The sequence below is a fragment of the Streptomyces sp. NPDC057694 genome (assembly GCF_042799415.1).
GTDB lineage: Bacteria > Actinomycetota > Actinomycetes > Streptomycetales > Streptomycetaceae > Streptomyces.
Genome location: NZ_JBHVIX010000004.1, coordinates 161,984 through 175,597, shown reverse-complemented (window position 1 = coordinate 175,597; position 13,614 = coordinate 161,984). Strand labels below are relative to the sequence as shown.

The following is a 13,614-nucleotide window of genomic DNA, read 5'->3' as shown; positions in this document are numbered from 1 at the left end:
CTTCCGGACGCGGGGCTCACGCGGGGGAGTGGCCGAGCATCGCCGCAGTCAGCCGGGCCGCCGCGCGCCGCAGTCGGTCCGCGATCTCGTCGACGGAGTGGTGGCCCGCCGCCCGCCGCCACGTGGTGGACAGGGCGGCGACGGGCTGCCCGAGGTGGTCGAAGGCCGGCGCCGCCAGCGAACGCATCCCCTCCGTCACCAGGCCGACCTCCTCCGACCAGCCCCGCTCCCGCTCGACGGCGAGGCCGCTCCGCAGCTCGGCGGGGGTGCGCGGACCGCGGCCCGTGCGGGTGATCAACGGCCCCGAAGGGAAGAGCGCGCGCACCTGCGCGGGCGAGGAGTGGGCGAGCAGGGCGCGGCCGTTCGCCGTCAGATGGGCGGGCAGCCGGACACCGACGTCGGTGACGAGGTCCGGCGCGGGCTCCGGGGCGTGCGACGCCGACGGCAGTTCCTTGAGCAGATACACGCTCTCCGCCCCGTGCAGCACCCCGAGGTGCACGGGCTGCCCCAACTGCTGGGCGAGGGCGCGCACCAGCGGGCGGGCCAGGCGCTCCAGGGGCTCGTGCCGCAGATAGGCCGAGCCGACCTCGAAGGCCGAGACCCCGAGCCCGTAGAGCTGCCCCTCCGGGATGTACGTGACGAATCCGCGGTCCACCAGGACGGTCAGGATGTGGTAGACGCTGGAGCGCGGGATCCCCAGGTCGGCGGCGAGCGCCGGGGCGCGCACCGGACCCGGCCTGCTGGACAGGTGGAGCAGGATGTCCAGGGCGCGGCCGACGGCCGGGGAGGCGCTGGTGGGCATGGGGGCGGCACGGCCTTTCACTACGGGGTCTCACGGCGGCGGGCTGCCTGGCGCCCGACGATACGTCGCACGGCGACGATCCAGGAACCTGTGAAGAGCGGCGGAGTGGCGCGCCGGGCCGCGTAGCGTGCTCGCGTGGACCTCTTCTCACGTACCTGGACGGACCTGCTCACGGCGGTCGGGGACCTGGCGGACGACGACTTCGCGCGGCCGTCCGGCTGCGCGGGCTGGCTCGTCCGGGACCTGGTATGCCACCTCGTCATCGACGCGCAGGACGTGCTGATCACCCTGGTCACCCCCGCGGACACCGAACCGACCCGGGACGCGGTGACCTACTGGACCATCGACGACCACCGGCCGGGCGAGGACGACCCCCTCGCCGCGCTCACGGTCCGGCTCGCCGCCGCCTACGAGGACCCGGGGCTGCTCAGGTTCCACCTCGACGACGTCGGCTCCGCCGCCGGACGCGCCGCGCGGCTCGTGGATCCGGCGCTGCGGGTCGGCACCCGCGACGAGGTGCTGACCGCGGGCGACTATCTCGACGCGTATGTGCTGGAGTGGACCCTGCACCACCTCGACCTGATCGCGTGCCTCCCCGAGGCACCCCGGCCGTCGGCCGAAGGGCTCGGCCGGGCAAGGGAGTTGCTGGAGTCGATCGCCGGAGCGGCGTTCCCCGCGGCGCTCCGCGACACCGACGCGCTGCTGCTCGGCACCGGGCGGCGCGCGCCGGGCGCGGCGGAGCGGGCGACGCTGGGGGAGATGACGGACCGGCTCCCGGTGGTGCTCGGATGACAGAGTCCGCGGCGGGCGGACGGATGGTGAACGAGCAGGGGGAGAAGCGCTGATGGCGACATGGGGGCTGGTCGTCGAGACCACCGTCGGCACCGGGGAACGCAAGCACATCGAGGCCGCCGTCGCGGCCCTGGTGGAGGGGGCGCGCGAGGATGCGCTCGCCGAACTCGAGCGGCGGGCCCGCGCGTTCGTGCCCACACACCCGATGACCCCGAAGCGACGCAGGCTGTTCCGGCAGGCGGACGGCTTCCTGCTCGTCGTCGACGGGGCCTGGCAGACGTTCAGTACGCGGTTCACGCTGGCCGAACTGATCGACGACTCGGCGGCGCCGGTGAAGGAACCCGAGCCGGAGCCCGTACCCGTACCCGTACCGGAGCCCGAACCGCAGCCGGAAGCTGCGCCCCGGCCGGATCCCGTCGTGCGCCACGACGCGGACGGGATCCCGGTGAAGCCCGCCTGGCTGGGACGCACCGATCTGCCCTGACGGTCCCTCACCGGACCGACAGGTGTCGCTCCCCGGCATCAAGAGCGCGTAAAGGTTGCCGGAATGCGGCAATGCGCGTGACCTCGGTGCCGGGAGAGGATGAGGACGGCAGAAACGGGGGCCGGACCCCGGTGCCGCGCCTCGGAAACGAGGCCGGGTGCCGGGGCGGAGCCGAGCACGGCGGTGAGTAGGGGGGCGTAGGGATGGGGGAGTTCCTCACGGCCGGCTTCGGGACGGACGCGGGCATGCGCACGGCGCGCCCGACGGACCGCATCGCTCCCGATGAACCCGGGCCGTCGTCGCACGGCTCCGGCGCGATTCACCCGGCTACCGCGGCAGGCGGTCCCGGGCGCCGGTAGGAGCGTGCGGCACGGCCGCCTCCGCCCGCGTTCTCTCATCTTCTTCACGGGGTGCCGTCAGCCCCCGGATCCAAAGGATTCCACCATGGATGCCACCACCACGGGCATCGGCGTGTCCGTCGTCGCTGTCCTGATCGTCCTCGTCGTCCTGCTGCTGGTGTTCACCAGACTGTTCCGCAAGGTGGAGCAGGGCAAGGCGCTCATCGTCTCCAAGATGCGCAAGGTGGACGTCACCTTCACCGGGCAGGTCGTGCTGCCCGTCCTGCACAAGGCCGAGGTCATGGACATCTCGGTGAAGGTCATCGAGATCACCAGGACCGGCCGCGACGGCCTGATCTGCCGGGACAACATCCGCGCCGACATCCGGATCTCGTTCTTCGTGAAGGTCAACAAGACCGTCGACGACGTCATCCGCGTCGCCCAGTCGGTCGGCACCGCGCGGGCCAGCGACGTGAAGACGCTCCAGGAACTGTTCCACGCGAAGTTCTCGGAGGCGCTCAAGACCGTCGGCAAGGGCATGGACTTCACCGACCTCTACACCAAGCGCGAGGAACTCCGCTTCAAGATCATCGAGGTCATCGGGGTCGACCTGAGCGGCTACCACCTCGAGGACGCGGCGATCGACTACCTGGAGCAGACGCCGCTCAGCCAGCTCGACCCGCACAACGTCCTCGACGCCCAGGGCATCCGCAAGATCACCGAGCTGACGGCGATCGAGCACGTCAAGACCAATGAGTTCCAGCGCACCGAGGAGAAGGAGATCACCCGGCAGAACGTCGACGCCCGGGAGACCATCCTCGAACTGGAGCGCCGCCAGGCCGACGCCGAGATCAAGCAGAAGCGGGAGATCGACACCGTGCGGGCCCGCGAGGAGGCCGAGACCGCGCGGGTGGTCGAGGAGGAGCGGCTGCGCGCCCAGGGGGCGTTCCTCGCCACCGAGGAGAAGCTCGGCGTGCAGCGCGAGAACCAGGCCCGTGAGGTCGCCGTCGCACTGAAGAACCGCGAGCGCGTCATCGCCGTCGAGAACGAGCGCATCGAGAAGGACCGCCTCCTCGAAGTCATCGCCCGCGAGCGCGAGACGCAGCTGACGAGGATCGCCGCCGAGAAGGAGGTCGAGGCGGAGAAGCGGGAGATCGCCGAGGTCATCCGCGAGCGCGTCGCCGTCGACCGCACGGTCGCCGAGCAGGAGGAGTCCATCAAGAAACTCCGCGCCGTCGAGTCGGCCGAACGCGACCGGCAGGCCGTCATCATCGCCGCCGAGGCGGAGGCGCAGGAGAAGCTCGTCAAGGACATCAAGGCCGCGGAGGCCGCCGAGCAGGCCGCCACGCACCGTGCCGCCGAGCGACTCACCCTCGCCGAGGCCGAGCTGAAGTCCGCCGACCTCCAGGCTCAGGCCAAGGTCAAGCTGGCCGCGGGCATCCAGGCCGAGACGGCCGCCGCCGGCCTCGCCGAGGTCCAGGTGCGCGAGCAGGAGGCCGACGTCATCGAGAAGGCCGGACGCGCGGAGGCCGAAGCGACCGGGGCGCGGATGCGGGCCGAGGCCGAGGGCGGGCGGGCCAAGGCCCTCGCCGAGGCGGAGGCCATCGGTGCCAAGCTGAAGGCCGAGGCCCAGGGCATCAACGAGAAGGCCGCCGCCATGGCCGCCCTCGACGACGCCTCGCGCGGCCACGAGGAGTACCGGCTGCGGCTCCAGGCTGAGAAGGAGATCCGGCTCGCAGGGATCGACGTGCAGCGGCAGGTCGCCGAGGCGCAGGCCACGGTCCTCGCCACCGGCCTGGAGAGCGCCGACATCAGCATCGTGGGCGGCGAGTCCGTCTTCTTCGACCGCCTGATGTCGTCGATCGCGCTCGGCAAGGGCGTCGACTCCTTCGTCCAGCACTCCGAGACCGCGCAGGCCCTCGCCAAGCCGTGGCTGGACGGCTCGTCGAACTTCACCGACGACCTTTCCAAGATCCTCGGCTCGGTCTCCACGGCCGACGTGCAGAACCTGACGGTCTCCGCGCTGCTGATGAAGATGATGCACGACGGCGGCGAGCAGTCCGGACAGCTGCGCGAACTCCTCGACAAGGCCAGCCAGTTGGGCGTGGCCGACCTACCGCTCGGCAGGCTGAACGGCGTACAGCACGCCTGACCGCACAGAGACCGCACAGACCGGCCGGGACCGCCGTACGGGGGTCGGCAGTCCCGGCCGCACCATCGATCCGCGCCTGCGTCACGCAGGATCCGAGCGTGCGTCACGCACGAAGCGCGCATCACGCAGGAAAGGACGCCACGCATGGAGACCGGCACGGCCCGGAAGGCCGACGGCCCCGACGCGGGCACGTACGAGGTGCTGCGCGGCCGGCTCGCCGCGCAGGCCCGCGAACTGGCGGACCGCGCGGGCGCGTTGAACGACCGGCGCGGCGCCGCGTTCGGCTCCACGGAGCTGACGCTCACCGGCAGCGGCGCCCTGCGCACCGAGGCCCCGCGCCTGGCCCGCGACGTCGTCGCCGTCGGCGGCGCCCTCCTCGTCGGCCTGCGCGACGTGCTCGGCACCCAGCCGCCCGAGGTCGGGGACATCTTCGCCCTGCACGCCCCCGACGGCGACCTGACGCGGCTGCCCGAGGACACCGTGCCGGGACTCCTCGACGACCCGGCGTTCCGTACCGAGTTCGCCGCCCTCTTCCGCTACTACCGCGACAGCCGACTCCTCGAACTGCGTCTCGTCGACGGCAAGTTGCTCGCGGTCTTCCAGACCGGCGACAAGGCCGACGACATCCGCGTCCTGCGCTGGGAGCACGACGGCCGCGGCGCCGCCCGCTTCGTCGACGCGCGCGGCGACCGCGACGACGTCCGGCCGCCCGCCCACGACATCACCTGGCAGCCGACGACCCGCGAGGACCACGTCCTCGGCCGCCACCCGCACATCGCGATCCCCGGCGGCGAGATCTGGGTCTCCACTGTCGGCGGCAGCCTCACCGTCAAGACCGAGGACGACACCGAGACCGGCGCGGGCATCCACGCCGAACCCGTCGACGAACCGCTCCAGGCGCTCGCCGACGCCGCCGTCGCACACGCCCGCGTCGGCCCGCTGATCCTGCTGCGCGTACGCCCCTACAAGGAAGAGGCGGACCGCCACCTCGTCTTCAACACCCTGACCAAGGCCGTCGTCCGCCTCGACGGCATCGGACAGGCCTGCCGGGTGCTCCCCGACGAACAGGGTGTCGTCTTCCCCGGCGGCTACTGCCTGGCCACCGGCGCCCACAAGACGTTCGACGCCGTCGACACAGGCGGCCTCGCCTACGAGCGCACCGTCCGCGCCCCCGGCGGCGAGGACGTCCTCTACGTCTTCCGGGCCCGCGCCGCCGGCCGCACCCTGCTGCTTCCGTACCACCTCATCCGCAAGGAGATCGCCACCCCGCTCACCGGCCGCGGCCACGCCCTCTTCGACGACGGCACCCTCGTGCTGCTGCGCGACGGCGCCGACCGCGAACCCGGCAGGTCACACCCGGTGCAGAGCTGGGCGACGCCCTTCACCGCCGACACCCACGAGAGCGCGGCCGGCTCCGGCGACCCGGAACTGGCCCGGATCGGCAACGCCGACCTGGTGCGCGGCATCGCCGACTGCCTGTCCCTCGTCCACACCGTCCGGGAGGCCGCGGCCACCCCGACCGCCACCGCCTACGAGGCCCTCGCCGCGGCCTGCGAACGCGTCACCGACACCTTCCCCTGGCTCACCGAGACCGGCGAACTGCGCGCCCCCGTCGACGAGTTGCGGTCCACCGCCGTCCGCATCGTCACCGAGTACGAGACCGTGCGCGCCCTCACCAAGAAGGCCGCCGACGCCTACGACGAGGCCGCCGCCCACCTCACCACCCTCGTGCGCCGGATCCGCGGCGAGGCACCCCGCAGCGCCCACGAATGGGTCGAGCGGCTCACCGAACTGCGCCGCGCCCAGGGCCGCCTGCTCACCCTGAAGGAACTGCGCTACGCCGACGTCGAACGCATCGACGCCCTCGCCGCACAGCTCGCCACGGACCTCGCGTCGGCGGGCGCCCGCGCCGTCGCCTTCCTCGCCAGGCCCGACGCCCTCGCCGCCCACCACGCCGACCTCGACCGGCTCACCGAGCAGGCCGGACAGCTCGCCACCACCGCCGAGGCCGCGCCGCTCGCCGAGCGTGTCGCCGAACTCGCCGAGCAGCTCCAGACCGTCACCGATGTCGTCGGCGGCCTCGACATCGACGACGCGACCGTGCGCGCCGACGTCCTTGAGCGCATCGCCGAGGCCCTCGCCGGGGTCAACCGGGCCCGCGCCACCCTCGACGCCCGTCGCCGCGAACTCGCCGTCCACGAGGGGCGGGCCGAGTTCGCCGCCGAGTTCTCGCTGCTCGGTCAGGCCGTCACCGGGGCGCTCGCCGCCGCCACGACACCCGAGGCCTGCGACGACCAGCTCGCCCGCCTGCTCCTGCGCCTGGAGAACCTGGAAGGACGCTTCGCGGACAGCGACGACTTCCTCGCCGACCTCGACGCCCGCCGCGTCGAGATCCACGAGGCGTTCGCCGCCCGCAAGCAGACCCTCGCCGACGCCCGCGCCCGGCACACCGAACGCCTCGCCACCTCCGCGCAGCGCATCCTCGAAACCGTCGCCCGGCGCCTGGCCGACCTCGGCTCCCTCGACGAGATCAGTACGTTCCTGGCCTCCGACCCGATGGTCGCCAAGGTCCGCCGCACCGTCGAGGCCCTGCGCGAGCGCGACGACCAGGTCCGCGCCGACGAACTCGACGGCCGCCTCGCCGTCGCCCGGCAGGACGCCCTGCGCGCTCTGCGCGACCGCACCGAGCTGTACGCCGACGGCGGCGCCGCGCTCAAGCTCGGCCGGCACCGCATCGCCGTCAACACCCGGCAGCCCGAACTCGCCCTCGTCCCGCACGGCGACGACGGCATGGCCTACGCCCTCACCGGCACCGACTACCGCGCCCCCGTCGACGACCCGGCCTTCGCCGCACTCCGCGCCCACTGGGGCCAGTCGCTCGCCTCCGAGAACCCGGCCGTGTACCGCGCCGAACACCTCGCCGCCCGCCTCCTCGCCGAGCGCGGCGCCGAGGACCTGCTCGCCCGCGAAGACCTCCCCGCGCTCGTCCGCACCGCCGCCGAGGAGGCGTACGACGAGGGCTACGAACGCGGCGTCCACGACCACGACGCCACCGCGATCCTCACCGCGCTGCTGGGCCTGCACACCGGCGCCGGACTGCTCCGCCACACCCCGGCCGTCCGCGCCGCCGCCCAGCTCTTCTGGGCGCACGCGACGACCGAGACCCAGCGTGCCCAGTGGACCCGCCGGGCGGTGTCGCTGGCCCGCGCCCGCGACACGTTCGGCCTCGCGCCCGCGATCGACGACTGGTGCGCGGAGGTCGCCGAGCGCATCGGGCCCGACTCCGGGAGCTCCGAGGACGCCGGACACGTCGCCGCCTACCTCTTCGAAGAGCTCACCACCGGACCCGCCGGTTTCGTCACCGCCACCGGCGCCCGCACTTTCCTCGACAAGTTCCGCCGTGCCGTGGACAGTTCGGCCTACGAGGACGACCTCGCCGCCGTGGGCGACCTCGGCGCGCGCCGCTCGCTCGTCGAGGCGTGGCTGACCGCGTACGCGACCGCCGTCGGCGACGACGCCGGTGAACTGCCGGAGGCCGTCGCGATCGAACTCTGCCCCGACCTCCCGCGCCACGACGCCGACGCGCCCCTGACCGCCACCGTCGACGGACTGCTCGGCACCCACCCGCGGATCGACGGACGACGCCTCACCTTCCGCCTCGACGAACTCCTCGCCCGCACACGGGACTTCCGCGAGCACACCGTCCCCGGCTTCCGCGCCTACCAGCGGCTGCGCACCTCGCTCGTCGCCGCGGAGACCGGCCGGCTGCGGCTCGCCGACCACCGGCCGCGCGTCCTGCCCACCTTCGTCCGCAGCCGGCTCGTCGACGAGGTGTACCTGCCGCTCATCGGCGACAGCCTCGCCAAGCAACTGGGCACGGCAGGCGGCCTGTTGCTGCTGATCTCGCCGCCCGGCTACGGCAAGACGACCCTCGTCGAGTACGTCGCCGACCGGCTCGGCATGCTCCTCGTCAAGGTCGACGGTCCGGCCCTGGGCCACGACGTCACCTCCCTCGACCCCGCCGAGGCCCCGAACGTCACCGCCCGCCAGGAGATCGAGAAGGTCAACTTCGCGCTCGAAGCGGGCAACAACGTCCTGCTCTACCTCGACGACATCCAGCACACCTCGCCCGAACTGCTCCAGAAGTTCATCGCCCTGTGCGACGGACAGCGCCGCATGGACGGCGTGTGGCGGGGCGAGCCGCGCAGCCACGACCTGCGCGGCAAGCGGTTCGCCGTGTGCATGGCCGGCAACCCGTACACCGAGTCCGGGCACCGCTTCCGCATCCCCGACATGCTCGCCAACCGCGCCGACGTGTGGAACCTCGGCGACGTCCTGACCGGCAAGGAGGAGGCGTTCGCGCTGAGCTTCGTCGAGAACGCGCTCACCGCGAACCCGTACCTGGCCCCGCTCGCCGGCCGCGACCGCGCCGACCTCGACATCCTGCTGCGGCTCGCTGCCGACGACCCCACGGCCCGCGCCGACCGGCTCGCCCACCCCTACGCCCCGGCCGAGACCGAGCAGATCGTCTCCGTGCTGCGTCATCTGCTGACCGCCCGCGACACGGTCCTCGCCGTCAACGCCGCCTACATCGCGTCGGCGGCCCAGTCCGACGACGCCCGTACCGAACCGCCCTTCCTGCTCCAGGGCTCGTACCGCAACATGAACAAGATCGCCGCCCGCATCGACCCCGCCATGAACGCCGCGGAACTCTCCGCCGTCCTCGACGACCACTACACCGGCGAGGCCCAGACCCTCACCTCCGGCGCCGAGGCGAACCTCCTGAAGCTCGCCGAACTGCGTGGGCGCCTGAGCCCCGAACAGACGGCTCGATGGGACGAGTTGAAGGCGGCCCACGTCCGGGCCCGCGCCCTCGGCGGCGCCGACGGCGACGATCCCGTCGTCCGTGCCGTCGCCGCACTCGGCCTGCTCGCCGACCGGGTCGCGGCCGTCGAGTCCGCCATCACCCGGGCCACGGACCCCCGTCGGCCGCCCGCACCGACCGTGGCACGTCACGCGCACCGTCCGTGAACCGGCGAACCATGGGCCCCCGCGGAAACGTCTCCGTCGACGGTGCGTTAAAAAGACGGAGCCGACACAGCACGACAGCGAGGGCGTCCATGGCCGATCACGACATACCCGACCACTACCTGGACGGGTTCGCCACGCTGCTCTCCGACGCCTCCGCAACCGGCCGCCGCCTCACCCGCGACGAACTCGACACCCGCCGCGCACTCGGCGAACAGGCCGCCGACGCCGGATACGGACTGCGCGCCCTGATCGCCGCGCACCTCGCCGGCGCGCGCACGAACTGGCCGGCCGGCGCGGTCGCCCCGGACAGCGTGATGACGGCCGTCGAACAGGCCGTCGACGCCTTCGCCGAGGGCTACGAACGCGCCCAGCGCCAGGCGATGCGCCAGGAGGAGGCGGCCCGCCGCGAGTTCATCGACGACCTCCTCTACGGCCGCAGCGACATGGGCCAACTCGCCGAGCGCGCCGAGCGGTTCGGGCTGCGGCTCGCCTACGAGCACGCGGTCGCGGTCGCCGAGGGCGAGTTCGCCTACGACGAGGGCGACGCCGTGGCCCGCGGTGTGGAGCAGGCGATGATCAGCCGGTTCGGAGACCGGGACTTCCTGCTCACCACCAAGGACGGCCGCCTCGTCTGCGTCGCCCCCGGCCACCAGGACGAGATCCTCGCCTTCTTCGCCAAGCAGGCCTATGCCGCCACCGACGGCGGCCACGTCGCCATCGGCCGCCCCCAGCCCGGCCCCGGCGGTGTGGTCCAGTCCTACGAGGAAGCCCTCAGCACGCTCGAACTCGCCGAGCGCCTGGAGTTCCACGAGCCGGTGCTGCGCTCCGCCGACCTGCTCGTCTACCCGGTGCTCACGCGCGACCGGCAGGCCATGGCGGACCTCGTGCGCTCCACGCTCGGGCCGCTCCAGCAGGCCCGCGGCGGAGCCCAGCCGCTGATCGACACGCTCACCGCCTACTTCGACTCCGGCTGCGTCGCCGCCGAAGCGGCCCGCCGGCTGAAGCTGAGCGTGCGCGCGCTGACGTACCGGCTGGCCCGCATCCACAAACTGACCGGCGCCGACGCCGCCGATCCGGTCTCCCGCTACACGCTCCAGACCGCGGTGATCGGGGCCCGGCTGCTGGACTGGCCGAACCGCCCTCTGTAGCCGCTAGACCGGCAGCAGCCTGCCCACCAGGGCGCTCAACTGGCGTGCGTTGCGGCACTCGTACATCTCCACGACGTCGCCGTACAGTCCGGCCGCCGAGTCGCCTGTGTCCCACTGGGCGCGTGACTCGGGGTTGAGCCAGTAGGTGCGGCGGGCGGCGCGGACGATGCGGCGCAGCGCCGGCAGGTTCGGGTCCTGCTGGTTGTTGCGGGCGTCGCCGAGGACGAACACGGAGGTGCGCGGGCCGACCGCGGCGCCGTAGCGCTCCACGAACTCGCCGAGCGCCGTGCCGTAGTCGCTGCTGCCGTGCCAGCCGGTCAGCGTCGCCTCCGCGGTGATCCGCCCGCTCAGGCCCTCCGGGTCGGCGGCGCCATGGGCGATGAGGTCCGTGACCTCGTCCATGCGGTTGACGAAGGCGAACACCCGGATCTTGCTGAACTGGTCGTGGAGCGCCTGCACCAGCAGCATCGTGAAGTTCGCGAACCCCGCGACCGAGCCGGACACGTCGCAGAGCAGCACGAGTTCGGGACGCGACGGGCGCCGCCTGCGCAGCACCGGGTTCATGGGCACGCCACCGGTCGACAGGGAGCCGCGCAGCGTGCGGCGCAGATCGATGTGGCCGCGGGACGCCCGTCGTCTGCGGGCCGCGAGCCGGGTGGCGAGCTTGCGGGCCAGCGGGTGCACGGTCCTGCGCAGCTCGGCGAGCTGGTCCTTGCCCGCGTACAGGAAGAGGGTGCGGTCCGGCGTCTGCACGGGCATCCGGCGCGCGACCTCGTCCCGGTCGCGTGCCTCGGCGACCCTCCGCCGCGCCTCGTCGCGCACCTGCGTACGGAACTCCTCGATGCGGCGCCGGATCTCGTCGGCCTCGATACGGTCGGTGAACGCCCCCGATCCGCCGCCGCCCGCCCGGATCCCCGCCATGATCTGTGCGAGCAGCGTCTGCGGGCGCAGCCGGTCCAGGGTCTGCTGCGAGGAGAAGCCCGAGCCGCCGTCGTAGCCCCCGAAGCCGTCCACGGCCTCCGCCGCGAGGGCGGCGAGCGCGGCCCGGTCGTGCGCGGCCAGCGCCTCGGCCAGCCGGGCGCGCAGCTCGTCGCGGTCGGCCGGTCCCGACGGCCGCTCCGGCGCCCCGACCGCGCGCGGGAAGTACAGGTCGAAGACCGGGTCGAAGACGGCGCGCTGCCCCTGGTCGTGCAGCAGCGCGGCGGCAAGGCCCTCGCGCACGTGCTCGCGGTTGTCCAGGCCGAGCGCGGCGATCGCGCGGGCGGCGTCCACGCTCTCGCCGGTGCCGATCCGCACACCGTGCGCGCGCAGCGCCCGGACGAGGGAGGTGACGCGGTCCGCGGTGCTCACACGGCGTCCAGATCGAGCTTGGCCGCGGCCGTCTGCACGTCCTCCTGGTGTTTGAGGACGACCCCGAGGGAAGCGCGTACGACCTCCTCGTCGAGCCGGTCCGCGCCGAGCGCCAGCAGGGTCCGCGCCCAGTCGACCGTCTCCGCCACGGACGGCACCTTGCGCAGGTCCATCGCGCGCAGCGCGCCCACGACCCGCACCAGCGACTCGGCGAGGACCGCGTCCAGCTCGGGCACCTTCAGCGCGACGATCCGCCGCTCCAGGTCCTCCTCGGGGAAGCCGATGTGGAGGAAGAGACAGCGGCGGCGCAGCGCCTCCGACAGCTCACGCGACGCGTTCGAGGTGAGGACGACGAACGGGCGGCGCGTCGCCTCGATCGTGCCCAGCTCCGGCACCGTCACCTGGAAGTCGGAGAGCACTTCGAGCAGCAGCCCCTCGACCTCCACGTCCGCCTTGTCCATCTCGTCGATGAGGAGGACCTTCGCGTCGTCGCCGCGGATCGCCGTGAGCAGCGGGCGCGGCAGCAGGAACTCCTCGCTGAAGATGTCCGTGCGCGTCTGGTCCCAGGACTCGTCGCGCCCGGCGGTGATGCGCAGCAACTGCTTGGCGTGGTTCCACTCGTACAGGGCGCGGGACTCGTCGACGCCCTCGTAGCACTGGAGGCGGATCAGGCGCGCGTCGCTGATCGCGGCGACCGCCTTCGCCAGCTCCGTCTTGCCGACGCCGGCCGGGCCCTCCACGAGCAGCGGCTTGCCGAGTTTCGCGGCGAGGAAGACGGTGGTCGCCACCGCGGGGGAGGCCAGATAACCGGTCTCGGCCAGACGGGCGGTGACATCGTCCACGGACGTGAACAACAGGGCCTCCAGAGCGGTGCGTCGCGGACTGCCAGCTGATCAGGTCACCGGGCGGCGGACAAGCGGGTCAGGCGGTTTCATGGCGCACATCACGTGCTGGGTCTCGTACAGGGACCTACTGAGGCGGCCTCCGTATCCTGGCCCCATGAGGCGCACTTCCTTTGCCGACTGGCCCTGCTCCATCGCCCGCACCATGGACCTCCTGGGCGACTGGTGGACGCCGCTCGTGCTGCGCGAGGCGTTCTACGGGATCACCCGCTTCGACGTCTTCCAGCAGGAGCTGGGCATCGCCCGCACCACCCTCGCCGAGCGGCTGCGCCGCCTGGTCGAGGAGGGCCTGATGGAGAAGCGCGCCTACGAGACGGCGCCGGTCCGCCACGACTACGTCCTCACCGAGAAGGGCCGCGACTTCTTCGGTGTCCTCGCCGCCATGAACGCGTGGGGCAACCGCTGGCTGTCCGGCGAGGAGGGCGCGCCCGTCGTCTTCGAGCACGACCGGTGCGGGCAGGTCGCGGAGGCGGCGGTGGTGTGCGGCGACTGCGGCGAGCCGATGACGGCCGCGGACACCCGCCCGCGGATGGGCCCCGGCTACCCGGAGCGGCTCGCCCGGCGCCCCGACATCGCGGCCCGCTTCACCCGCTGAACAACTCCCGCCCGAGGGGC

At 73.0% G+C, this 13,614-nt stretch carries 9 protein-coding genes; 6 read left to right on the top strand and 3 right to left on the bottom strand.

The window, feature by feature from the left end:
* Positions 1-16 precede the first annotated feature (16 nt).
* Complete coding sequence (locus ACFVDP_RS12955) at positions 17-802, bottom strand: IclR family transcriptional regulator (RefSeq protein ID WP_383487758.1); 786 nt, start codon at positions 800-802, stop codon at positions 17-19.
* Positions 803-937: 135 nt separating this feature from the next.
* Between ACFVDP_RS12955 and ACFVDP_RS12950 the strand changes: the two genes are divergently transcribed.
* The 5 genes from ACFVDP_RS12950 (at position 938) to ACFVDP_RS12930 (ending at position 10,747) form a co-directional block, all read left to right on the top strand.
* Entirely contained in the window at positions 938-1,594 is a 657-nt protein-coding gene (locus tag ACFVDP_RS12950; protein WP_383487756.1) for a maleylpyruvate isomerase N-terminal domain-containing protein, read from the top strand.
* Between the two features lie 52 nt (positions 1,595-1,646).
* Positions 1,647-2,078, top strand: a complete 432-nt coding sequence (locus tag ACFVDP_RS12945) for a hypothetical protein (protein WP_383487753.1) — start codon at positions 1,647-1,649, stop codon at positions 2,076-2,078.
* Positions 2,079-2,522: 444 nt separating this feature from the next.
* Positions 2,523-4,568, top strand: a complete 2,046-nt coding sequence (locus ACFVDP_RS12940; RefSeq protein ID WP_383487750.1) for a flotillin family protein — start codon at positions 2,523-2,525, stop codon at positions 4,566-4,568.
* Positions 4,569-4,712: 144 nt separating this feature from the next.
* Positions 4,713-9,599, top strand: coding sequence for a DNA repair ATPase (locus ACFVDP_RS12935; protein ID WP_383487748.1), 4,887 nt, complete (start codon positions 4,713-4,715; stop codon positions 9,597-9,599).
* An 89-nt stretch (positions 9,600-9,688) separates the two neighbouring features.
* Positions 9,689-10,747: a PucR family transcriptional regulator gene (locus ACFVDP_RS12930; protein WP_383487746.1), complete on the top strand. Its 1,059-nt coding sequence runs from the start codon at positions 9,689-9,691 to the stop codon at positions 10,745-10,747.
* A gap of 3 nt (positions 10,748-10,750) precedes the next feature.
* Here ACFVDP_RS12930 and ACFVDP_RS12925 read toward each other — a convergent pair whose 3' ends face one another.
* Together ACFVDP_RS12925 and ACFVDP_RS12920 are read right to left on the bottom strand one after the other, a co-directional pair.
* Positions 10,751-12,097: a VWA domain-containing protein gene (locus ACFVDP_RS12925; RefSeq protein ID WP_383487743.1), complete on the bottom strand. Its 1,347-nt coding sequence runs from the start codon at positions 12,095-12,097 to the stop codon at positions 10,751-10,753.
* A complete protein-coding gene (locus ACFVDP_RS12920) occupies positions 12,094-12,951 on the bottom strand; it encodes an AAA family ATPase (protein ID WP_383487740.1) in 858 nt (285 codons plus the stop codon). The genes ACFVDP_RS12925 and ACFVDP_RS12920 overlap by 4 nt, the downstream gene beginning before the upstream one ends.
* 145 nt (positions 12,952-13,096) lie before the next feature.
* Between ACFVDP_RS12920 and ACFVDP_RS12915 the strand changes: the two genes are divergently transcribed.
* Positions 13,097-13,594 carry a winged helix-turn-helix transcriptional regulator gene (locus ACFVDP_RS12915; RefSeq protein ID WP_383487738.1) on the top strand — a complete coding sequence of 166 codons (498 nt, stop codon included), beginning with the start codon at positions 13,097-13,099 and terminating at the stop codon, positions 13,592-13,594.
* Positions 13,595-13,614: the final 20 nt, after the last annotated feature.